This window comes from Klebsiella sp. WP4-W18-ESBL-05, from assembly GCF_014169075.1.
GTDB classification, from domain to species: domain Bacteria; phylum Pseudomonadota; class Gammaproteobacteria; order Enterobacterales; family Enterobacteriaceae; genus Kluyvera; species Kluyvera ascorbata_B.
This window is the reverse complement of the sequence record NZ_AP022057.1, coordinates 2,228,461-2,252,028: the sequence shown is the minus strand read 5'-3', so window position 1 is coordinate 2,252,028 and position 23,568 is coordinate 2,228,461. Positions and strand designations below refer to the sequence as shown.

The 23,568-nt window shown below is 56.0% G+C and carries 18 protein-coding genes, 1 other RNA gene and 1 other annotated feature (1 of these 20 only partly in view); of the genes, 5 read left to right on the top strand and 14 right to left on the bottom strand.

Features of this window, described 5'->3' with window-relative positions:
• Positions 1-46: 46 nt before the first annotated feature.
• Both menI and H7R58_RS10750 read right to left on the bottom strand, forming a co-directional pair.
• Positions 47-457, bottom strand: a complete 411-nt coding sequence (gene menI, locus H7R58_RS10755; RefSeq protein ID WP_106929198.1) for a 1,4-dihydroxy-2-naphthoyl-CoA hydrolase — start codon at positions 455-457, stop codon at positions 47-49.
• Positions 454-3,510, bottom strand: a complete 3,057-nt coding sequence (locus H7R58_RS10750; protein ID WP_182928990.1) for a D-2-hydroxyglutarate dehydrogenase YdiJ — start codon at positions 3,508-3,510, stop codon at positions 454-456. Before H7R58_RS10750 ends, menI begins: the two co-directional genes overlap by 4 nt.
• A 258-nt stretch (positions 3,511-3,768) precedes the next feature.
• Between H7R58_RS10750 and ydiK the strand changes: the two genes are divergently transcribed.
• Together ydiK and rprA are read left to right on the top strand one after the other, a co-directional pair.
• Positions 3,769-4,890 carry an AI-2E family transporter YdiK gene (gene ydiK, locus H7R58_RS10745; protein WP_106929202.1) on the top strand — a complete coding sequence of 374 codons (1,122 nt, stop codon included), beginning with the start codon at positions 3,769-3,771 and terminating at the stop codon, positions 4,888-4,890.
• A gap of 176 nt (positions 4,891-5,066) precedes the next feature.
• An RNA gene (rprA, locus tag H7R58_RS10740) (antisense sRNA RprA) lies at positions 5,067-5,166 on the top strand.
• Positions 5,167-5,214: 48 nt separating this feature from the next.
• Here rprA and H7R58_RS10735 read toward each other — a convergent pair.
• Together H7R58_RS10735 and ppsA are read right to left on the bottom strand one after the other, a co-directional pair.
• Positions 5,215-7,587: a glycoside hydrolase family 3 N-terminal domain-containing protein gene (locus tag H7R58_RS10735; RefSeq protein ID WP_106929204.1), complete on the bottom strand. Its 2,373-nt coding sequence runs from the start codon at positions 7,585-7,587 to the stop codon at positions 5,215-5,217.
• A gap of 217 nt (positions 7,588-7,804) precedes the next feature.
• Positions 7,805-10,183: a phosphoenolpyruvate synthase gene (ppsA, locus tag H7R58_RS10730; RefSeq protein WP_106929206.1), complete on the bottom strand. Its 2,379-nt coding sequence runs from the start codon at positions 10,181-10,183 to the stop codon at positions 7,805-7,807.
• 331 nt (positions 10,184-10,514) lie between these two features.
• Here ppsA and H7R58_RS10725 point away from each other — a divergent pair, with 331 nt between their 5' ends.
• The 3 genes from H7R58_RS10725 (at position 10,515) to hemP (ending at position 12,866) form a co-directional block, all read left to right on the top strand.
• A complete protein-coding gene (locus tag H7R58_RS10725; protein ID WP_106929208.1) occupies positions 10,515-11,348 on the top strand; it encodes a posphoenolpyruvate synthetase regulatory kinase/phosphorylase PpsR in 834 nt (277 codons plus the stop codon).
• 153 nt (positions 11,349-11,501) lie between these two features.
• Complete coding sequence (gene aroH, locus H7R58_RS10720) at positions 11,502-12,548, top strand: 3-deoxy-7-phosphoheptulonate synthase AroH (protein ID WP_106929210.1); 1,047 nt, start codon at positions 11,502-11,504, stop codon at positions 12,546-12,548.
• A gap of 138 nt (positions 12,549-12,686) precedes the next feature.
• On the top strand, positions 12,687-12,866 hold the full coding sequence (gene hemP / locus H7R58_RS10715) for a hemin uptake protein HemP (protein ID WP_106929212.1): 180 nt from the start codon (positions 12,687-12,689) through the stop codon (positions 12,864-12,866).
• A gap of 34 nt (positions 12,867-12,900) precedes the next feature.
• Here the strand turns inward: hemP and selO are convergent, their stop codons facing one another.
• The 10 genes from selO to pheS form a co-directional block, all read right to left on the bottom strand.
• Positions 12,901-14,343: a protein adenylyltransferase SelO gene (gene selO / locus H7R58_RS10710; RefSeq protein WP_182928991.1), complete on the bottom strand. Its 1,443-nt coding sequence runs from the start codon at positions 14,341-14,343 to the stop codon at positions 12,901-12,903.
• A gap of 295 nt (positions 14,344-14,638) precedes the next feature.
• Positions 14,639-15,661 (bottom strand): IS110 family RNA-guided transposase, encoded by a 1,023-nt coding sequence (locus H7R58_RS10705; protein WP_000156887.1) that lies wholly within the window; start codon positions 15,659-15,661, stop codon positions 14,639-14,641.
• Positions 15,662-15,769: 108 nt separating this feature from the next.
• Positions 15,770-16,483 carry an EAL domain-containing protein gene (locus tag H7R58_RS10700; RefSeq protein ID WP_106929216.1) on the bottom strand — a complete coding sequence of 238 codons (714 nt, stop codon included), beginning with the start codon at positions 16,481-16,483 and terminating at the stop codon, positions 15,770-15,772.
• A 279-nt stretch (positions 16,484-16,762) separates the two neighbouring features.
• Positions 16,763-17,227 carry a C40 family peptidase gene (locus H7R58_RS10695; protein WP_106929238.1) on the bottom strand — a complete coding sequence of 155 codons (465 nt, stop codon included), beginning with the start codon at positions 17,225-17,227 and terminating at the stop codon, positions 16,763-16,765.
• 95 nt (positions 17,228-17,322) lie between these two features.
• On the bottom strand, positions 17,323-18,084 hold the full coding sequence (btuD, locus tag H7R58_RS10690; protein ID WP_182928992.1) for a vitamin B12 ABC transporter ATP-binding protein BtuD: 762 nt from the start codon (positions 18,082-18,084) through the stop codon (positions 17,323-17,325).
• Positions 18,081-18,635, bottom strand: a complete 555-nt coding sequence (locus H7R58_RS10685) for a glutathione peroxidase (RefSeq protein WP_106929220.1) — start codon at positions 18,633-18,635, stop codon at positions 18,081-18,083. Before H7R58_RS10685 ends, btuD begins: the two co-directional genes overlap by 4 nt.
• Positions 18,636-18,723: 88 nt before the next feature.
• Positions 18,724-19,710, bottom strand: a complete 987-nt coding sequence (btuC, locus tag H7R58_RS10680) for a vitamin B12 ABC transporter permease BtuC (RefSeq protein WP_182934721.1) — start codon at positions 19,708-19,710, stop codon at positions 18,724-18,726.
• A gap of 100 nt (positions 19,711-19,810) precedes the next feature.
• On the bottom strand, positions 19,811-20,110 hold the full coding sequence (ihfA, locus tag H7R58_RS10675; RefSeq protein WP_003030571.1) for an integration host factor subunit alpha: 300 nt from the start codon (positions 20,108-20,110) through the stop codon (positions 19,811-19,813).
• A 4-nt stretch (positions 20,111-20,114) separates the two neighbouring features.
• On the bottom strand, positions 20,115-22,502 hold the full coding sequence (gene pheT / locus H7R58_RS10670) for a phenylalanine--tRNA ligase subunit beta (protein WP_182928994.1): 2,388 nt from the start codon (positions 22,500-22,502) through the stop codon (positions 20,115-20,117).
• A gap of 15 nt (positions 22,503-22,517) precedes the next feature.
• Complete coding sequence (pheS, locus tag H7R58_RS10665) at positions 22,518-23,501, bottom strand: phenylalanine--tRNA ligase subunit alpha (RefSeq protein ID WP_106929226.1); 984 nt, start codon at positions 23,499-23,501, stop codon at positions 22,518-22,520.
• A gap of 60 nt (positions 23,502-23,561) precedes the next feature.
• Positions 23,562-23,568: a sequence feature (Phe leader region), on the bottom strand (it continues 118 nt past the right edge of the window).

Here is a 23,568-nt window from a genome sequence, read left to right as displayed (position 1 = left end):
CCATCTGAACGCGCTCCCCACAGGGAAGCGCGTTTTTCCTGAGGGCTTATACGACTGCCGTCGTCAGCCGCGAGGAGCAGCAAAGCCGCCCTTCATCGTCGAAGATTTCAATCTGCCAGACCTGATGGCGCCGCCCGGCATGCAGCGCTTTGCACACTCCGCGTACCCGCCCGCTGCGCGCAGAGCGGATATGGTTGGCATTCACCTCCAGCCCCACCACCCGCTGATCGCCCTCCGTACACAGATATCCAGCCACCGACCCGAGGGTTTCAGCCAGCACCACCGACGCGCCGCCATGCAGCAGGCCAAACGGCTGATGAGTACGGTGGTCTACCGGCATGGTGGCTTCCAGCGAATCGTCGCCAATACTGTCGAACTGAATATCCAGCAGCCCGACCATATTGCCCTCGCCCATCGCGTTCAATGCCTCCAGCGTGGTTTGCCGTCTCCAGATCATCCGATAATCTCCAGTAAAGCCTGCAGGGGATGGCGTACGCCGTTACCTTCAACGCGCTTCACCTGGCTGCGGCAGGAATAGCCGGTTGCCAGACAGCGGTTGCGCGGCAGGCGCTGCATCGCCTGCTGCCACGATAGCGCATAAATGCCCAACGAATTGGCGTGATTCTTCACTTCATGGCCGTAGGTGCCCGCCATACCGCAGCAGCCGACGCTAACGTTCTCAAGCGTGGCGCCAAAGCGCGCAAAGATAGACGCCCACTGTTTCGGTGCCGTCGGCAGCGCGGTCACTTCCGTGCAGTGGCCGAACAGATACCAGGCCTCACCCGACGGCGGCGGGCTTTCACGTTGTGCCAGCGCCTGCGGCAGCCATTCGTGCACCAGCATCACGTTGAAGTCGCCGCGTTTGTCGCCCAGAACCTGGTTGTATTCGTCGCGATAGCACAGCACCAACGCTGGATCGACGCCTACCATCGGCATCCCCAGCGCCGCCACCCGGTTCAGGTAGTCGGCGGTTTTCTGCGCCGTTTTGGTGAAACGGGTAACAAAGCCTTTAATATGCTGTGCCTTACCGTTCGGTGAAAACGGCAGCAGCACCGGCTGGTAGCCAAGCTTGTCGATGAGCCGGACAAAATCGGCCACTACCTGAGCATCGTAATAGCTGGTGAAGGGATCCTGTACAACCAGCACAGTCTGCGCTTTTTGCGCCGGAGTGAGCGTTTCCAGCTGCTCCAGCGTCATATTGGCAGAACGGTGCGTCACCATCTGCTTTTGCAGCGACGGCGCGGAAAGCAGCGGCAGATCGACCATGCCGATGTGTTTTTCCGACAGCTTACGCACCAGCGGCTGGCTCATAAAGAAGTTAAAGGTTTTCGGCGCGCGGGCCATCAGCGGCGCGTAGCTTTCCACCGTCGCGACCAGATGATCGCGCACCGGGCGCAGATAGCGCGTGTGGTAGAGCTGCAGGAAGCGGGAGCGAAACTCCGGCACGTCGATTTTAATCGGGCACTGGGTTGAACAGGCTTTGCAGGCCAGACAGCCGGACATGGCCTCTTTAACCTCATGCGAAAAATCATACTCGCCCTTGCGCGCATGCCAGCTATTACGGGTGCGCTCGACCAGCGCACGCAGGCTGGCGCGTTTCTCCGGAAGCTCTTTTTCCAGCAGCAGCGGATCGACGCCGCGGTCGGCCAACAGGCGCAGCCATTCGCGCACCAGGGTCGCACGGCCTTTTGGCGAGTGCATCCGGTTGTTGGTGATCTTCATCGACGGGCACATTGGGCTTTTAGCGTCAAAGTTGAAGCACAGACCGTTGCCGTTACACTCCATCGCGCCACGCCACGCCGAACGCACGGTGACCGGAATTTGCCTGTCGAAAGTGCCGCGCTTCACCGCATCGACTTTCATCATTGGCGCATCAATCCCTTCCGGCGGGCAGATTTTGCCCGGGTTCAGGCGGTTGTCCGGGTCAAATGCTGCTTTCACCTTCCGCAGTTCGCCGTACAGCTGCTCGCCGAAGAAAGCGGGACTGTACTCGGCGCGGAACCCTTTACCGTGCTCGCCCCACAGCAGACCGCCGTATTTCGCGGTCAGCGCCACCACCTCATCGGAGATCGTCTTCATCAGAATCTCCTGCTGCGGGTCGCACATATCCAGCGCTGGACGCACATGCAGTACGCCCGCATCCACGTGGCCAAACATGCCGTAGCTCAGGCCGTGGCTATCGAGCAGCGCGCGGAACTCAACAATATAGTCCGCCAGATGCTCCGGCGGCACGCAGGTATCTTCGGCAAAGGGAATCGGCTTGGCCGCGCCTTTTGCATTACCAAGCAGGCCGACGGCCTTTTTACGCATAGCATAGATACGTTCGATACCGTCCAGTTCGTTACAGCGCTGCCAGCCAATCACGCCGCCTTCTTGCTGTCTGATGAGTTCATCCAGACGCTGGCACAGTGCGCTGACCTGGCCTTCGATCAGCGCATCGTCATCACCGGCGAACTCCACGATATTGAGCCCGAGCATGTCTTTGTCGGGAACGTCGGTAATCAGTTCATTCACCGAATGCCAGACGATGTCTTCCCGCGCGAGGTTCAACACCTTAGAGTCAACGGTTTCAACCGACAGCGCGCGCGCTTCTACCATAAACGGCGCGTTGCGCAGCGCCGAGTCGAAGGAGTCGTATTTAATGTTGACCAGCCGGCGCACCTTCGGCAACGGCGTAATGTCCAGACGCGCTTCGGTAATAAACGCCAGCGTCCCTTCCGAACCGGTAAGAATGCGGGTCAGGTCAAACTCGGTCATCTCATCGTTAAAGACGTGACGCAGGTCGTAGCCGGTCAGGAAGCGGTTGAGTTTGGGGAATTTGTCGAGGATCAGCTGGCGGTTTTCGCGACAGCGTTCAAACACGGTGCGATAGATTCGCCCTACCGCCGACTGCTGTTTGGCCAGCGTTTCGGCCAGCGCGATCGGCACCGGTTGAGTATCCAGAATATCGCCGCCCAGCAGCACGGCGCGCACGCCCAGCACGTGATCGGAGGTTTTACCGTACACCAGCGAACCCTGCCCGGAGGCGTCGGTATTGATCATCCCGCCCAGCGTTGCACGGTTACTGGTCGACAGTTCAGGCGAGAAAAAGTAGCCATAGGGCTTAAGATATTGATTAAGCTGATCCTTAATCACACCCGCTTCGACGCGCACCCAGCCCTCTTCAGGGTTGATTTCAATGATGCGATTCATATAGCGGGACATATCAATAATGATGCCCTGGTTCAACGACTGCCCGTTAGTGCCGGTGCCGCCGCCGCGCGGGGTGAAAACCAGGGATTGAAAACGTTCTTCCGCCGCCAGACGAGCCAGCAGCGCGACATCGGCGGTGGAGCGCGGGAATACCACCGCATCCGGGAGCAGTTGGTAGATACTGTTATCGGTCGCCATCGTTAGCCTGTCGGCGTAGCGGGTGGCGGTATCGCCGGTAAAACCTTGTTGCTCCAGTGCCTGCAAATAATTCAGCACCAGCTGTACTACGCCGGGTGCCTGGGAAATCTGTGGGATCATTACGCTTGACCCTTTCTGAATGTTGTGTTGTACGCACCGTATGTTGCCGATTTGCGCATTCGCAGCAAACGGCAAAAAGACGGTGTATAAATAATTAATCGTTTGCGTCGTGCCGTTATCGTTTTATCACATTTTTTTCTTATACGCCCGGGAGTTTTTGTCGCAGAATCAGCGCCGGGAATTTATTGATATTGCTATCAATGAACGGATTTACGCTGCGTCAGTCCGCTGACGAGCAACAGAAGGTAAAACGCATTTATGAACACCATCCCTCGGCCTCGTGATATTCCACAAATACTGCTATCGGTGCTGTTTTTAGCGCTGATGATCATCGCCTGTTTATGGATTGTTCAGCCGTTTATTCTGGGCTTCGCCTGGGCGGCGACCATCGTCATTGCCACCTGGCCGGTGCTGCTTTGGTTCCAGCGCGTACTTTTTGGCCGACGCGGCCTTGCCGTGCTGGTCATGACGTTACTGCTTTTTTTACTGTTCGTTATTCCGATTGCGCTGCTGGTCAACAGCCTGGTTGATGGCAGCACGCCGCTGATTCACGCCATCACCAGCGGCACCTTAACCCTGCCGGACCTCGCCTGGCTGAACAGCATTCCGTTTATCGGCGATCGCCTGTACAGCGGCTGGCACAGCCTGCTCGATATGGGCGGCACCGCGCTGATGGCAAAGGTTCGCCCTTATATCGGCACCACAACCACGTGGTTTGTCGGTCAAGCGGCCCACGTGGGTCGGTTCCTGCTGCACAGCGGGCTGATGCTGTTGTTTAGCGCCCTGCTGTACTGGCAGGGGGAAAAGGTCGCTTTCGGGATGCGTTATTTTGCGACCCGCCTCGCTGCCAAGCGCGGTGATGCGGCGGTGCTGCTGGCCGGCCAGGCGATTCGCGCGGTCGCGCTGGGCGTAGTGGTCACGGCGCTGGTACAGGCCGTGCTGGGCGGGATTGGCCTGGGTATCTCTGGCGTACCCTACGCAACGCTGCTGACCGTCGTGATGATTTTCTCCTGCCTGGTGCAGCTTGGGCCGCTGATCGTGTTAGTGCCATGTATTATCTGGCTCTACTGGACCGGGGACACCACCTGGGGCACGGTGCTGCTGGTGTGGAGCTGCGTGGTAGGTACCATGGATAACGTCATTCGCCCGATGCTGATTCGCATGGGTGCCGACCTGCCGATGATCCTGATTCTCTCCGGCGTGATCGGCGGCCTGGTCGCCTTTGGTATGATTGGCCTGTTTATCGGGCCGGTACTGCTGGCCGTTTCGTGGCGTCTGTTTGATGCCTGGCTGCACGAAGTTCCCCCGCCATCGACTGACCCGGATGACGTTCTGGAAGAGCTCAGCGAGCTGGAAAAGAATAACTATCCGAAACCATAAGCACGTCAAAGGCGGGGAAACCCGCCTTGTTAGTTAAGCGACGCTGATTTAATGCGCCCCCTCGCCCCGCTCTATCCCCTCTGAACTGCGACATATCCCGGATATTATTCACATTTATTTAACTATTGAGACGAATCCGATCGACGGTAAAAAAGGCAATGCTTACTATTAACGTCAAGACATTAAATCAACCCCTTGATTTATATATCCCCTGAGTGAAACTAAGAATTGCTGTGTGTAGTCTTTGCCCATCTCCCACGATGGGCCTTTTTTTTTTACCTGTGACACAGTAATGACCCGGATGCGTAACATCCGGGCAGCTGATTAATACCCCACTTCACAGCGGCTCATCATTTCCCAGTCTGACGACAGAACCCGGGTTTGACCGATGACCGACACCGTTACACGCCCCTGAATATCCGCTGATGAGCGCCCTACCTGCAGCTCAAATTCGCCCGGTTCGACGATACGCTGGCCTTCATAAGAGGTGAAGTTGAGCATATCGACCGGCAGCGTAAAGGTCAGCGTTGCCTGCTCACCCGGCGCTAAGGTGACGCGCTGGAAAGCCTTGAGCTCCTGCAGGGGACGCACCAGGCTGGCGACCTTGTCGCGCACATACAGCTGCACCACCTCGCTACCGCGGCGATCGGCGCGGTTGGTTACCGTCACCCGCAGGGCAATTTCGCCGTCGATCGCCACCTGTGATTCCGCTAGCTCCGGCGTTCCAAATTGGAAGTCACCCCAACCTTTTCCGTAGCCGAAGGGGTAACGCGCGCCAAAGTGAAACGCAAACGGCGTACCGCCGCTTTTGAGCTTGTGGTTATAGTAAAACGGCATCGCGCCCGCACTTTTAGGCACGCTCACCACCAGGCGCCCCTGCGGTTCGACGCGCCCGGTAAGCGCATCGGCAATGGCCCAGCCGCCTTCCTGTCCAGGCGCCCACGCCAGCATCAGCGCAGCGACCTTGCTTTCCAGCCCCTGGAGGCTGTATGGCCGTCCACCGGTCATCACCACCACGACCGGCTTGCCGGTATCGACCAACGCCTGTAGCAGCTGCTGCTGTACGCCAGGCAAATTCAGGCTGTCGGTATCTGAACCTTCCCCCACCGTGCCGCTCTGAAACAGACCGGCCAGATCGCCCACGCAGGCAACGACCACATCGCTTTCTTGCGCAGCGCGCACCGCGTCCGCAATCAGGCTCAGATCCTGCGAAACGGGAGAAGACTGCATCGGTTTGCCAGAACTGTCGCCCGGGAAGACCGGCGCGCCGGCCATCCGTTGCTCAATGATGTGGCAACCTTTCGCGTAACGTACGCGGTCTGCGCCAAGATAATCGCGCAGCGCCACCAGCGGCGTGGTCACCTGCGATGTTTTCTCAACCATATCGCTGATGATCAGATGCACCGGGAAGCTATAGCCGCTAAGCAGCGCCAGCGGATCGTCTGCCGTAGGACCAACGACCGCCACGGTCTGTTGGCCGGACAGCGGCAGCGCATCCCGGTTCTCAAGCAGCGTCATCGAGCGGGTCGCGACCTCACGCGCCACCTGACGCGTGGTCGCCGATTGCAGTGAGATGGCGTGTTCGTCGGTGTAAGGATGCTCAAACAGCCCCAGGCGGAATTTCTCCGTTAACGTCCTTGCGACAATCTCATCAATCTTTTCTGGCGTAATCAGCCCACGAGCCACCGCCTCGGCTAAATGACGCGCACAATCGTCCTTCGGCAGCTCAACGTCGAGACCGGCATTAAATGCCAGCGCCGCCGACTCAGCCGGATCGTGAGAGACACCATGGTGCTGGTGCAGCAGACTAACGCCGCCGTAATCGGCAACCACAATGCCGTCAAAGCCCCAGCGCTCGCGCAGAACCGTGGTCAGCAGGAAGCGGTCGCTGTGGCCCGGCTGATTGTCAATGTCGTGGTATGCGGGCATCACCGAACCGGCGTTGGCACGTTTCACCGCCATTTCAAACGGTAACAGGAAGGTATCGTTCAGCTCCCGGAAACCAAGATGAACCGGCGCATGGTTGCGCGCCCCTTCACTAAAGGAGTGACCGACATAATGTTTTAACGTTGCCAGCACGTCACGTTTTTCGCCCTGTAATCCCTCAACGTAGGCGCAGGCCATCACGCCCACCAGCCACGGGTCCTCGCCGAAGGTCTCTTCCGTCCGCCCCCATCGCACGTCGCGGGAGACATCCAGCACCGGCGCAAGCCCCTGCTTACAGCCGGTCGAGCGGGCTTCCTCGCCAATTTGCTGCGCGGCGCGTTTGACCAGTTCAGGGTCCCAGGTGGAGCCGTAGTTTAATGATGACGGGAACAGCGTGGCGTCTTTACACAACAGGCCGACCAGACACTCTTCGTGGAACAGCGCAGGGATCCCCAGCCGCGTCTCTTCCATCAGCATTTTTTGCAGGCGGTTCGCCGCGCGCACGCCGGTTCTGGCATCGACAATGTGGGTGCCTAACGGACGGGTGATCTGCCCAACGCCCAGCTTGAGCCGCTCGCTCAGCGCGGTTTGTTCGCTGACGCCCGCAAACTCATCGCTCATGTCGGTACGTTCGCGATGATTGCCGTCGGGTGACAGCACCAGCCACCAGGCATGCATCTGGGCGTACTTCTCTTCCGGAGTCATTCGCGCCAGTAAATCGGCGACGCGTTCCTTGATGGGACGTTGAGGGTCTTTGTAAATCGGGGTCATAGCCACGCTCCTGATTCGCTGATAAATACCCGAAAACATTCAGGTAAGCACAAGTTATAAGTCTCAGTATTCAGAAGTGACCGGTGGGGAACAATTGTTGAAATTACCTGCAGATTTACGATATTTGGTTTTTCTGGAGAAGTGTGATCGGCCGCAACTCCTGACCGATAAAAAAATCCCGGGTGCATTGACCCGGGATTTGCGCGTTACCGCAGCGTTATTTTTTCAGTTCAGCCAGGCTCAGCCAGGTTTGCACGACGGTGTCCGGGTTTAACGACAGGCTGTCGATCCCTTCTTCCATCAGCCAGGCGGCGAAGTCTTCGTGGTCAGACGGCCCCTGGCCGCAGATACCTACGTATTTGCCCTGTTTCTTCGCCGCACGGATCGCCATCGACAGCAGCGCTTTCACCGCGTCATTGCGTTCGTCGAACAGCGCAGACACAACGCCGGAGTCACGGTCCAGGCCCAGCGCCAGCTGCGTCATATCGTTTGAACCGATAGAGAAGCCATCGAAGTGCTCAAGGAACTGTTCGGCCAGCAGGGCGTTGGACGGAATCTCACACATCATAATGATCTTCAGCCCGTTTTCACCGCGCTTAAGCCCTTGACGCGCCAGTTCATCAACCACCGCTTTCGCCTGCTCTACGGTACGTACGAACGGCACCATGATTTCAACGTTGGTCAGGCCCATTTCGTTACGCACGCGTTTCACCGCATCGCACTCCAGTGCGAAACAGTCGCGGAAGCTTTCCGACACGTAGCGACCGGCACCGCGGAAGCCCAGCATCGGGTTTTCCTCTTCCGGTTCGTAGCGCTCGCCACCGACCAGGTTAGCGTATTCGTTCGACTTAAAGTCAGACAAACGCACGATAACGCGCTTCGGATAGAATGCCGCGCCCAGCGTCGCGATCCCTTCCGTCAGACGGCCGACGTAGAACTCTTTCGGCGAGTCGAAGCCTTTCATCAGCTCGCGGATTTCGTTTTGCAGCTTCGGCTCCTGGTCATCAAACTCCAGCAGCGCACGCGGGTGCACGCCAATCATGCGGTTAATGATGAACTCCAGACGCGCCAGCCCCACACCTTCGTTCGGCAGGCAGGCAAAGTCAAACGCGCGATCCGGGTTACCGACGTTCATCATCACCTTCAACGGCAGGTCCGGCATGGTGTCCACGCTGGAGCTTTTCACGCTGAAGTCCAACAGATCGGCGTAGACGTATCCGGTGTCGCCTTCGGCACAGGAAACGGTGACCTTTTCGTCATCCTTCATACGCTCGGTGGCATCGCCGCAGCCAACCACCGCCGGGATCCCCAGCTCACGGGCGATAATCGCCGCGTGGCAGGTACGCCCGCCGCGGTTGGTGACGATCGCCGCCGCTTTTTTCATGATCGGCTCCCAATCCGGGTCGGTCATGTCGGTCACCAGTACATCGCCCGGCTGAATGCGATTCATTTCACTGATGTCCTGAATGACTTTCACCGGGCCCGCTCCGATGCGGTGGCCGATAGCACGCCCTTCAGAAACGATGCGCCCCTGCGAGTGCAGCGTGTAACGCTCCATCACCTGCCCGCGAGAGCGAACGGTCTCAGGACGCGCCTGAACGATAAACAGCTTGCCGGTGTGGCCGTCTTTCGCCCACTCGATGTCCATTGGACGGCCGTAGTGTTTTTCGATCTGTACAGCCTGCTTCGCCAGCTCCTGCACTTCATCGTTGGTCAGCGAGAAAATATCGCTTTGCTGCTGCGGCACGTCTTCAATACGCACCTGCTTGCCATGCTCCTGCGTAGGTGCGTAGACCATACGGATCTTTTTCGACCCCATGGTACGACGTACAATCGCCGGGCGACCCGCGGCCAGCGTCGGCTTGTGCACGTAGAACTCATCCGGGTTCACCGCGCCCTGCACCACCATTTCACCCAGCCCCCACGCGGAGGTGATAAACACCACCTGGTCGAAGCCAGATTCGGTATCAATCGAGAACATCACGCCGGAAGACGCCAGATCGGAGCGGACCATCAGCTGCACGCCTGCAGAAAGCGCAACGCCCCGGTGGTCATAGCCCTGGTGAACGCGGTATGAGATCGCGCGGTCATTAAACAGTGACGCAAACACATGTTTCACCGCCACGAGTACGGCATCGTAGCCCTGCACGTTCAGGAAGGTTTCCTGCTGGCCAGCAAACGAGGCGTCCGGCATATCTTCCGCCGTGGCGGAGGAACGCACGGCGAAGGAGGCGTTGGCGTTATCGGCGGCCAGTTGGTTATAGGCTTCGTGAATAGCCTCTTCCAGTTCGCTCTGGAAAGGAGTGTCGATGATCCACTGGCGGATCTGCGCGCCGGCTTTCGCCAGAGCGGTAACGTCGTCAATATCGGTGTTATCCAGCAGTTGATAAATCTGCTGGTTCACGCCGCTCTGGTCGAGAAACTGATTAAACGCATCGGCAGTGGTGGCAAATCCGTTGGGCACGGATACGCCCATTCCGGACAAATTAGTAATCATTTCACCCAAGGAGGCATTTTTGCCTCCAACTCTGTCTACATCATTCATGCCGAGTTGGTTGTACCAAAGCACCAGCGGTGACGAGCCATTGTTGGACATCGAGACAATCCTTTTTTGATTTAAAGAAGCAGTGATAAGAAACGACTGACTACTCAAAATATCTTGGCATATTTAAACCGCTGAAAAAAACGGTGAATCGTGTAAGCAAATTATTTTTTTACTTTTTAGGATTGATTCCTGATTATTCATAACCTACTGATTAGCCTGAAAAGGCACAGTAACCAGCGGTCTATTGGCAGCTTTTGGAAATTGAAACGACCATTTCATTAAAAATAAAAATACCATTTCATTTTTATTTTTAAGACAAAGATGAGCGGCTTGTGTTTAAATTTAATTTACCCTTTCAGGCAATTAACGGGAGTCAAGCAATATGGATAACGCAGTCGACAGGCAGGTATTTTATATTTCCGACGGTACCGCGATCACCGCCGAAGTGCTCGGTCATGCGGTGATGTCACAGTTCCCGGTGGCGATCAACAGCATTACCCTGCCCTTTATCGAAAGCGAAAGCCGCGCACGGGCGGTGAAGGAACAGATAGACGCCATCTATCAGCAAACGGGCGTGCGCCCGTTAGTGTTCTATTCGATCGTTATTCCTGAAATTCGTGACATTATTCTGCAATGTGAAGGGTTTTGTCAGGATATCGTGCAGGCGCTGGTGGCCCCGCTTCAGGAGGAACTCCAGCTTGATCCTACGCCGATTGCCCATCGAACCCACGGCCTCACCCCCGGTAATCTGACCAAGTACGATGCGCGTATTGCCGCCATTGACTACACGCTGGCGCACGATGACGGCATCTCATTACGCAACCTCGATCAGGCGCAGGTCATTTTGCTTGGCGTCTCGCGCTGCGGCAAAACACCGACCAGCCTTTATCTGGCGATGCAGTTTGGTATTCGCGCCGCCAACTATCCGTTTATTGCCGATGACATGGACAACCTCGTCCTGCCCGCCTCGTTAAAGCCGCTACAGCATAAACTGTTTGGTCTGACCATTAACCCTGAACGGCTGGCGGCAATCCGTGAAGAGCGCCGTGAGAACAGTCGCTATGCGTCAATGCGCCAGTGCCGGATGGAGGTCGCTGAGGTTGAGGCACTGTATCGTCGTAATCAGATCCCCTGGATCAACAGCACCAATTACTCGGTCGAAGAAATTGCTACCAAAATCATGGACATCATGGGATTAAGCCGCAGAATGTACTAATACACTAGTACAATGCAGCAATTTTGTTTATCATGGCTTTGTGATTGAGCGCACATCACCTGCCACGCTTGAATTAAGCGCAGATTGGTTTATCGTGATGTGCATCACTTCTCGGCATTTTGGCCGACGAAGCAACAAATTTCTGAGACTTCCATGAATAAGACCGATGAATTGCGTACCGCTCGAATTGAGAGCCTGATTACGCCTGCTGAACTTGCTCAGCGACACCCCGTATCACCTGAAGTTGCGGCTCACGTCACCGCATCACGCCAGCGTATTGAAAAAATTCTCAACGGTGAAGATCGTCGTCTGTTGGCGATCGTCGGCCCCTGCTCAATTCACGATCTGGATGCGGCAATGGACTACGCCCGCCGTCTTCAGGTTCTGCGTGAAAAGCACCAGGGTGAGCTGGAAATTGTAATGCGCACGTATTTTGAAAAACCGCGCACCGTGGTGGGCTGGAAAGGGTTGATTTCCGACCCGGATCTCAACGGCAGTTACCGCGTAAACCACGGCATTGAGCTGGCACGTAAACTGCTGCTCCAGGTGAATACCCTCGGCGTGCCAACGGCAACCGAGTTTCTCGATATGGTTACCGGCCAGTTTATTGCTGACCTGATCAGCTGGGGTGCCATTGGCGCGCGCACCACCGAAAGCCAGATTCACCGGGAAATGGCCTCAGCGCTCTCCTGCCCGGTCGGTTTTAAAAACGGTACCGACGGTAACACCCGCATTGCCGTCGATGCCATCCGTGCCGCCCGCGCCAGCCATATGTTCCTGTCGCCGGATAAAAACGGCCAGATGACTATCTACCAGACCAGCGGGAATCCGTATGGTCATATCATTATGCGTGGGGGTAAAAAGCCAAACTACCATGCCGATGATATTGCCGTCGCCTGCGACACGCTGCATCAGTTCGATCTACCGGAGCATCTGGTGGTCGACTTTAGCCACGGTAACTGCCAGAAGCAGCATCGTCGCCAGCTGGAAGTGTGTGACGATATTTGTCAGCAGATCCGCAACGGTTCGTCGGCTATTGCCGGCATCATGGCGGAAAGCTTCCTGCGTGAAGGGACGCAAAAAATTGTTGCCGACCAGCCCCTCACCTACGGCCAGTCGATTACCGATCCGTGCCTGAGCTGGGAAGATACGGAACTGCTGCTGGAAAAACTGGCCGCAGCGGTCGCGACTCGCCTGTAATGCCCCCGCCCGCCGGACATCGGCGGGTGTTTTCCCTCCTGCCGTTCATTTGCGTAATAAATAAGACTTGCGGTTAACTTATTGAATATTGATAATAGTTATCATTGTTACATTAATTTTCATTATTAAATAACGCAAATGGATACGTGCGCAACGCAGGAACCGCAAAAGGATCATACTCCTCATCCCCTACCCAACGACCGCCGGGTCGACAGTAAAACGCTGCTGGGCCAGGAAGGCAGGTTAATCATTGAACACGGTGAGCAGCGCTATCTGCTGCGTCAAACTCAGGCAGGAAAACTGATACTGACGAAATAGCTGCGCCGCCGTTTGCTGGCGCAGCCAATAGCCCTTAGCTTGAACAGCTGACTTCCAGTCGTTTGCCCCAGTCCGGCGGACGACGGCTGTATTCGTCGTCACGATCGCACCACGGATCGCGAAGCGCATCGTGCAGGCGATGCAGTTCCTGATAGTCCCCCTTCTCCGCCTGCTCAATCGCCCGCTGGGCCAGCCAGTTTCGCAGCACAATGGCAGGATTGGCCTGCTTCATCGCCTGCTGACGCTGCGCATCATCAACCTGTTCTTGCTGTAAGCGCGCGCGATACTGCGTAAACCAGGCGTCAAACGCCGCACGATCGATAAACTCATCGCGCAGCGGCGAAGCGCCGTTATGCTGCTCAGTTTCGCTAAGCAGACGGAAGGTTCGGCTGTAGTCGCTGCCCTCGCGCTCCATCAGCGCATACAATCCATTCAGCAGATCGTTGTCGCCATTTTCTTCGCTAAACAGCCCCAGTTTACGGCGCATTCGCTGACCGTACTCGCGGAAGAGCACCGTCTGATAGTCGTCGAGCGCCGCATTAAGCGTATCGACCGCAATCAGCGGAGACAGCGCCTGCGCCAGGCACTGAAGGTTCCACAGCCCTACGGCGGGCTGGTTATCGAAGCGGTAGCGGCCCTGATGATCGGAATGGTTACAGATAAAGGCGGGCTGATAGTCATCGAGGAAACCGAACGGACCATAGTCCAGCGTCAGCCCCAGAATCGACATGTTGTCCGTATTCATCACCCCATGGGCAAAACCGACCGTTTGCCAACGGGCAATCATCCGCGCGGTGCGGGCGACAATATCCTGGAACCACAGTGCGTAGCCGTCGGCCTCATGCTGCAAGTGCGGCCAGTAATGGCGGATGGCGAAGTCTGCCAGCGTGCGCACATTGTCGATATCGTGGCGATAGTAGAAATGCTCGAAATGCCCGAAACGAATATGGCTTTCGGCAATGCGCATCAGCATCGCACCGGACTCGACCGTTTCACGGTACACCGGCGTATCGCTGGTGACTATCGTCAGCGCGCGAGTACCGGGAATACCCAAATAATGCAGCGCCTCAGAAGCCAGACTTTCGCGGATAGTTGAGCGTAACACCGCGCGGCCGTCGCCCATACGTGAATACGGCGTCAGCCCTGCACCCTTGAGGTGCCAGTCAACCGTGCGGCCATTCGACAGCTGCTGTTCACCAAGCAAAATACCCCGCCCGTCACCCAGTTGACCGGCCCATGCGCCAAACTGATGACCGCTGTAGACCTGGGCCAACGGCGACATGCCCGGCAGCAGCGCTTCACCGCCCCAGACGCCAGCGCCCTGTGCAGGGGTAAAGAATGATTCCGGTATCTCAAGCTCTTGCGCCAACGGTGCGTTGTGCCAGATAACGCGAGCGTTATGCAGCGGCGTGGGCCGTAGCGCTGTGTAAAAACCTGGCAGCTCGTCGCGCCAGCGGGTGTTAAATGACAGGTTCATGGTTCCTCCTGCCCGTAGTGTATTGGGTTACTGTACTATAAGGACTTCCCCGGCATGTCAAAGCCGGTATTTATGGTTTCTGTCTGCTCTTCAGTAAAAATAAAGGGGAGAGACTGCGGTACTATAAACGGCCATGATGAATCGTCATCGATTCGGGCCCTGATGAAAGACGCGCGTGAGGTTCTTGTTCGTTAAGCGGATACGTATATCCTGTACAATAGCCAGATAGGCCTCACGGGGTCTAACCCTTTATCATCAACGAATTGCAGGTCAGATGGTTATACAGCTTCGAGCTTTAGTTGACTGAGTACAGCCGGAAATCATCACCGTAATGTAGTGATGCCCAACACAGCCGCGCATTTTTAGCGGCGATGGCCACAACAGCCCGCCAGTACCCTCTGCGCTCAACCAACATACAAACCCAACGGCTGAATGAGTCAGTCCTTTTCCCGGCGCCAATAAGCACTGAACGAGCCCCCTGAACCAGAAGCGTTCGCAGATACGAATCACCGGCTTTTGTGATCCTGCCGAGTTTCGACTTTCCCCCGCTGCTGTATTGTGATGGCGTCAGCCCCAGCCAGGCTGCCAGTTGACGTCCATTTTTAAAATCATGTGCATTACCGATACTGGCGACCAGTGCACAGGCCGTTGTGGGACCAACGCCCTTTAGCTCCATCAGCCGCTGACTGCGATGATCTGTTTTGGCTATGTGGGACAAAATTCGGTCATATTCAGTGATGTTAGCTTCAATGCGATCAACGTGTTCCATCAAATCATCAACACATTGCTGAACCTGAAGCGGTAAAGAGCTCTTCTGCACAGAAACCATGTGGCGCAGGGCATCAGCACTTTGTGGCGCGATGACACCGAATTCAGATATCAATCCTCGCAGACGATTATACGTTGCTGTTTTCTCTTCGATAAAACCCTGACGGGTACGATGTAAACACTGCATGGCCTGCTGGCTTTCGTCTTTCACTGGTACGAACCGCATATGCGGACGACGAACAGCTTCACAGATAGCCTGAGCATCAGCTGCATCATTTTTTCCTGATTTTCCGGCCATACGATAAGGCGATACAAACTTAGCAGCCATCAGACGTGGCTCATGACCATACTGCCGAAACAATCTTGCCCAGTAGTGAGCCCCGGAGCATGCTTCCATCCCGATAACACAGGGAGGCAAACTTGCAATTAACTCAGGAAGTGCAGCACGCGATACTTTAGGCTTAACCAGAACAGTTCTACCATTTTGATCAACACCGTGAACAGCAAACACATTTTTAGCAAGATCGATACCGACAGTCGTGATAGTCATAACGAATTCCTCCGGGACGATGTGTACCCCATGATTGCACAAGAGTTAATCAGGCGCATAATCAGGGGAAGTCCCTTCCATTCGTTAAACACCCGGGTAAGAGCAGGGTTATTGTTGAACGAGGGTGATGAGGGAGGATTCGGCAACGACAGGCCACAGGCTGCCGAGCATACCGCTAAAGCCATAGGACGCGACGCGCTGACGCGTATTGTCGTCATCGACGCCGGAAATCATGATTCCCTGACAGTAAGGCTGGATCTGCGTCACGATAGCGCGCATAAACGGCTCAAATGACGCAGATCTCGCCTGCCGCTGTACAAAGTTGCGGTCGAGTACGACACGGCTGAACAGCCCGCTAAACACCGCCCGGGTAGAGGCATCACCGGACCCAAAGTCGCTTAAGACCAATGGAAAGTACAGGCTCAGCTGCGCCAGCGGATGCTGATCGTCTATTTGATTCAGCCCTGGGAAACTTTCACTGACGGCTAATTCGAGAAACGGAAAACGCTGAGCGCTGGCGGCCAGTTCAGCATCGGCCAGCAGCACGTCTACGAGGCCAGGGGGGATCGTTATCCAGGCTTTGAGATTGTGCTGAAGAAAGAACAGCTGGCAGTTGTTCAGCAGCGCCAGCTTTTCCTCGAAGAGAGTGATTTCTTGCTGCGGCGTCAGGCGCGGCAGCACCAGGCCGGTGGGAATGCGGATGTCGTTATCAATACCGCTAAACTGGCTGACAATTTTCAGACCGACAAGCTGCCCGTCGCTATTTCTCGCGGGTAGGAAAAACAATTGAGAACAATACGTATTATCCAGCGATACCATCATTGCGACTGCCCTTCACTAAAAGTCATGTCCGGGTTCCTGACGTCACAAAGCAAAAAACCTACGGTAGTGAATGTGGTGGTTATTCCTTTCATCGGTCCCTTTTTATTTTTATAGTCCGTCACTGGATCATAATGATTGTAATCAGAAGTAATGGATTAACACAATCAACCTGAAGTTCTATGATCTCGCCTAACAAAATCAGAATAATACGGGCGGATTAATTAAATTTATGCCGTCTATAAAAAGAAAAGGAGGCATTTCGCCTCCTTTTCTTTTCGATTAAATTCGCCTGGCCTGCCAGAAGTTTTTCTGCCAGTAGACGTTGTTAAGCGACGATCGCGTCACGCCCTGGCTGGTAGAGGCATGGATAAATTTGTTATCGGTGTCATAGATACCGACATGAAGCCCGCTCTCACCTGCTCCAGTCTTGAAGAACACCAGATCGCCGGGCAGCAGATCGTCTTTGTCTATTTCGGTGCCAATTTTCGCCTGCTGTCGCGTTTCGCGCGGTAACTGCATTTCGAATTTATCACGGAACGTCACCAGCACAAACGCAGAACAATCAACGCCGCGACGATTCATTCCGCCATAGCGATATGGCGTACCGTGCCAGTTTTGCAGCTGATCGTTTAAGCTGGCAATCACGGTGATCGAATCCGCAAGCCGGGGATTCGGCGGCGGTGCACGATGGCTACTGCACCCTGCTAAAATGAATGCGACGAGAAAAAGAGCCCAGAAACGCATATCCAGCGAATCCTCTATTTTTTTATTCAGCCAATAAATTATATCCATTGCGTATTGGCTGGCAAGCAATCCGCGCCCCGATAAGCGGAGTTGGATTAATTTTCGCCGACTTCATCGTAAATGAGCATTTGATGACCGGCAATGTCCAGCCGCTGAAAATGCATATTATACGCTGCAGCTAAATTCTTCGGCTGCATTACATTTTCAGTTTCACCACGGGCAATGCATCGCCCCTGGCATAATAGCCACACGCGATCGGCATGGCGTAGCGTGTAGTTCAGATCGTGGCTGCTCATTACGATAGCCACGCCTGCGGCACGGAGTTCATCCAACATTTTGTTCAGCGCCGCCTGCTGGGATACGTCGAGGCTGTTCATCGGCTCATCGAGCAACAGCAGCTGCCCGTCCGGATTCGCTGCGGGGTGAATTTGCAGCATCACCGCCGCCAGCCTGACGCGCTGCCATTCGCCGCCGGAAAGCTGATTAACGTTGCGTGCAAGCTTGTTTTTCAGCCCCAGCGCATCGGTAATATGGACGGCAAGCGGCGAGTGCTGCCCCCCCTGCTGATGCAGCATCAGAAATTGCCAGACGGGTATGGCAAAAGGCGGCGTCTGGTGCTGGGAGAGATAGGCTCGGTGGCGCGCAAGCTCGGGAGCAGGCCATGCCTCCAGCGGCTGCGCGTTCAACGTAATCTCGCCCTTACCGCGGTGCAGACCGGCCATTCTGGCCAGCAACGTGCTTTTCCCGGCGCCATTCGGCCCGACCAGATGCACGATTTCCCCGCGCGCCACGTCGGCGCTGAAGTCCTGAAGACGGACACCTTCGCCGACGTGTTGAAGCTGCATCAACGTGGTCATAGCTCGGCGATAGCCTGCTTAATCGCCGCCGTCAGAATCGGATCGTCCGGCGTCATATCCGGGGAGAAACGATCGATAACGCGTCCGTCACGGCCAATCAGGAACTTCTCAAAGTTCCACAGGATGTCACCAGGATGCGCGGGCGCACGTCCTTTGCTCGCCATTCGCTCATAAAAGCCGCTCCCCTGCGGCGCAATGGCAACCGGCGCCAGGCGCGTCAACAAACTGTACAGCGGATGACGCGTTGCACCGTTCACTTCAATTTTACTGAACAGCGGGAAAGTTACGCCGTAAGTCGTGCTGCAGAAGATTTTAATGTCTTCCTCGCTGCCCGGTTCCTGGCCCAGGAACTGATTACAGGGAAAGCCCAGCACGGTGAAGCCTTCATCCTGCAATGACGTTTGCAGCGCCTCCAGCTGTTCGTACTGCGGCGTCAGGCCGCACTTCGACGCCACGTTAACAATCAGCAGGACCTTGCCCTGATAGCGTTCCAGGGTCGTGTTCTCGCCGTCAATGGTGGTCACGGGGGTGTTCAGAATCGTGGTTTGCATAGCATCCTCATTTCAGCGTGTTAGGGGGTCTTATCGCCCGGTCTTTAATAATAGACAGATAGGCTAGCCCGACGGCAAGCCTTTTCATTCACGCGTAGCGTCCTGACCTGAGCAGCAGCCAGATAAACACCGGCGCGCCGAGCGTCGCCGTCACCACGCCAATTGGCAGTTCCGCCGCCGACAGCGCCAGTCGCGCGACAATGTCGGCAAACAGCAGCGTACAGGCTCCCGCCAGCGCGCTGGCAGGCAGCAGCACCCGGTGATCGGTCAGACCGCACAGGCGCAGCATGTGCGGCACCACCAGACCGATAAACCCAATCGCCCCAGCCAGCGCGACGCTCACGCCGACCAGCCAGCCGGTCGCCATCACCAGCAGCTTGCGCCAGAATGCGATAGGCACGCCCAACTGGCGGGCAGACGTTTCCCCCAGCGCCAGCAGATTCAGAGGCTGTGATTGCAGGCAGCCCCAGATAATCACCGGCAATAGTGCAATCATCAGCCACACCTGCTGCCAGTCCACGCCGCCAAAACCACCCATCATCCAATACATTAATTGACGCAGATCGAACGAGGTCGAGAAATAGACGGCCCACGTCATGATGGCGCTGCAGATAATCCCTAGCGCCACCCCCGCCAGCAACAGCCGGCTGGTCGACAGGTAACGACGCGCGAAGCGCATCAGAATCGCGGTAATCACCAGCGCACCGGCAATGGCCGCAAGCCCGGGAGCCCATCCCGGCAGGCTGCCCTGGCCGAGCATAATCGCCGCGATAAGTCCGACGCCCGCGCCGTTAGAGACGCCCAGCAGCCCCGGCTCGGCGAGCGGGTTTTCAAACAACGCCTGCATCACCGCGCCGGAAAGGGCCAACGCTGCACCCACCAACAGTACGGCGGCGGTTCGCGGCAGGCGAATCTGCCAGATAAACAGCTGGCCTTTTGCGGTCAGCCATTCGCCGGGCGGGATCCAGCGCTCACCCGCGCAAAGGCTGATCGCCAGCATACACAGTAGCGCCAGAGACAGCCCGACAAGCCAGCGGCGGTTGCGCCGCTGCTGTTGATGTACGTAAACCTGCATAGTTATCCGTCAGCCCGTAGAGAAGCGTTTGATTTTACGGTGACAATGCCGCACAGAAAAGAAAAAGGCCGCATCAGCGGCCTTTTTAGTTAGTGCAGAATTACTCTTCTTTGGGTGTTGCGTTTTCGACCCGGCTTTTTAACTTCTGTCCTGGTCTGAAGGTCACCACACGCCGGGCTGTAATGGGAATATCTTCACCCGTTTTTGGGTTACGTCCCGGGCGTTGATTTTTGTCACGCAGATCAAAGTTGCCAAAACCGGACAGCTTAACCTGTTCACCGTTTTCCAGAGCACGACGGATCTCTTCAAAAAACAGCTCCACCAGTTCTTTGGCATCCCGCTTGCTAAGCCCAAGCTTATCAAACAGATATTCTGACATTTCAGCTTTTGTAAGCGCCATAGGTTCAATCCCTCAATGATGCCTGGAATCGCTCTTTCAATGCCTCTACGCATTTGGCAACGGTAGTGGCAATCTCCTCTTCTTCGAGTGTACGGCTGGTATCTTGTAGAATCAGGCTGATAGCAAGGCTCTTATAGCCTTCCGCAACACCCTTACCGCGGTACACGTCAAATAAGTTTACGCCAACTACCTGATTTACGCCAACTTTCTTACATTCGTTTAAAATATCTGCCGCAGGCACATTTTCAGCCACAACGACGGCGATATCACGACGGTTTGCCGGGAAGCGAGAAACGTCACGCGCCTGAGGAACCACGCGGTCTGCGAGCTTGTCCCACTCCAGTTCAAACGCCAGCGTACGGCCGTTCAGGTCCAGTTTACGTTCCAGTTCCGGGTGGATAACACCAATGAAACCAATACGTTCACCGTGCAAATAAATGGCGGCGGACTGGCCTGGATGCAGGGCCGGGTTGGCTTCCGCTTTGAACTCAATTTCAGACAATTTACCGGTCAGGTCGAGAACGGATTCCAAATCGCCCTTCAGATCGTAGAAATCAACGGTCTCTTTCGCCAGATTCCAATGTTCGTCATAGCGGTTACCGCAAATCACGCCGCCCAGCAGCACGTCCTGGCGAATACCCAGCGGAGCCTGCGTATCCGGAACAAAGCGCAGGCCAGTCTCGAAAATACGCACGCGGTTCTGCTGACGGTTCTGGTTATAAACCACCGTCGACAACAGGCCGGTGAGCAGAGACAGACGCATCGCGGACATTTCGCTGGAAATCGGGCTTGGCAGAATCAGCGCTTCTTCACCAGGGTGCACCAGCTGCTGGACCTTCGGATCCACGAAGCTGTAGGTGATCACTTCCTGGTAGCCTTTGTCGTTAAGCATGGTTTTGACGCGTTTGAGCGACAGATTGGCTTCTTTATGGCTACCCATCACCAGACCGGCCTGTACCGGCTCGTTCGGGATGCTGTTGTAGCCGTAAACACGCGCCACTTCTTCAACCAGATCTTCTTCAATCTCCATATCGAAACGCCAGGTTGGCGCAACCGCCTGCCACTGGTCGTTACCGACGGTCACTTCACAGCCCAGACGGGTCAGGATATCCGTCACCTGGTCATCGGCAATGTGATGGCCAATCAGGCGATCCAGCTTGCTGCGACGCAGCGTGATAGTTGCACGCTTCGGCAGTGAGGCTTCGTGGGTAACGTCAACAATCGGACCCGCTTCGCCGCCGCATAGTTCAATCAGCAGCGCGGTAGCGCGTTCCATGGCTTTGTACTGCAGCGCCGGGTCAACACCACGTTCGTAGCGGTGAGACGCATCGGTATGCAGGCCATAACGACGTGCGCGTCCGGTGATGGACAGCGGGCTGAAGAACGCCGATTCCAGCAGCACGTTCTGGGTTTCATCATTCACCCCAGAATGCTCGCCACCAAAGATACCGGCCATCGCCAGCGCTTTGTTATGATCGGCAATCACCAGCGTGTCGGCGCTAAGTTTGGCTTCAGAGCCGTCCAGCAGCACCAGCGTTTCGCCCTCTTTCGCCATGCGCACTTTGATGCCGCCTTCAATGCGATCTTTATCGAACGCATGCATCGGCTGACCCAGTTCCAGCAGGACGTAGTTGGTGACATCAACTACGGCATCGATGGATCGAATACCGCAACGACGCAGTTTTTCTTTCATCCACAGCGGGGTTGGCGCTTTCACGTTGATACCTTTGACCACCCGGCCCAGATAGCGCGGGCAGGCATCGGCTGCTTCTACGTCAATCGGCATCACATCAGCGATGGTTGCCGCTACTGGCGCAATTTCCGGCGCGTTGAGCGGCAGCTTGTTCAGCACCGCAACGTCGCGGGCAACGCCAATGATGCCCAGGCAGTCGGCACGGTTCGGAGTCACGCTGATTTCGATAGTGTTATCGTTAAGCTTCAGGTATTCACGGATATCGGTACCCAGCGGCGCGTCGGCCGGCAGCTCGATAATACCGCTATGATCGTCGGAAATGCCCAGCTCGGAGAAGGAGCACAGCATCCCTTCTGACGGTTCACCGCGCAGTTTAGCGGCCTTAATTTTGAAGTCGCCCGGCAGTACGGCGCCAATAGTCGCGACCGCAACTTTCAAACCCTGGCGGCAGTTCGGCGCGCCACAGACGATATCCAGCAGACGTTCGCCGCCCACGTTAACTTTTGTAACGCGCAGTTTGTCCGCATTCGGGTGCTGGGCGCATTCAACCACTTCACCCACTACCACGCCATTGAAGGAGCCGGCCACGGCTTCAACGCCGTCGACTTCCAGACCCGCCATGGTGATTTGATCGGACAGCGCTTCGCTGTCGATAGCCGGGTTAACCCAATCGCGTAACCACAGTTCACTGAATTTCATTATGTTGCCCTGCCCTTATTTAAACTGTTTGAGGAAACGCAGATCGTTTTCGAAGAATGCACGTAAATCGGTGACGCCGTAACGCAGCATAGTCAGACGTTCCATGCCCATACCGAAGGCGAAGCCGGAGTAAACTTCCGGATCGATACCCACGTTGCGCAGGACGTTCGGGTGCACCATGCCGCAGCCCAGCACTTCCAGCCATTTACCGTTTTTGCCCATCACGTCAACTTCCGCTGACGGTTCGGTAAACGGGAAGTAGGACGGACGGAAACGAATCTGCAGGTCTTCCTCAAAGAAGTTGCGCAGGAAATCGTGCAGCGTCCCTTTCAGGTTGGTAAAGCTGATGTTTTTATCAACAATCAGGCCTTCCATCTGATGGAACATCGGGGTGTGGGTCTGATCGTAGTCGTTACGATAGACGCGGCCCGGCGCAATGATACGAATTGGCGGCTGCTGATCTTTCATGGTACGGATCTGTACGCCGGAAGTCTGGGTACGCAGCAGACGGGTGGCGTCAAACCAGAAAGTGTCGTGGTCAGCACGTGCCGGGTGGTGCGTTGGGATGTTCAGCGCATCGAAGTTATGGTAGTCATCTTCGATTTCCGGGCCCGTTGCAACGGTAAAGCCGAGCTCACCGAAGAAACTTTCAATACGGTCGATAGTACGCGTTACCGGGTGTAAACCACCGTTCTCAATACGACGACCCGGCAGGGAGATGTCAATGGTCTCTGCGGCCAGACGGGCGTTCAACGCGGCGTTTTCCAAATCGGCTTTACGCGCGTTCAGTGCCTGCTGCACCTGCTCTTTCGCTTCGTTAATGACCGCGCCTGCGGCCGGGCGCTCTTCTGGCGGCAGGTCACGCAGTGTGGTCATCTGAAGGGTCAGATGCCCTTTCTTGCCCAGATATTCGACGCGGACATTGTCTAACGCGGCAACATCTGAAGCCTGGTTAATGGCTGCCTTGGCACTGGCAACCAGCTCTGCGAGATGTGACATGGTTTTCCTCATTATGTCGGTGCAGACACCGGTTTGGTGGACTTAATCTCGAATTCAGATACAAAAA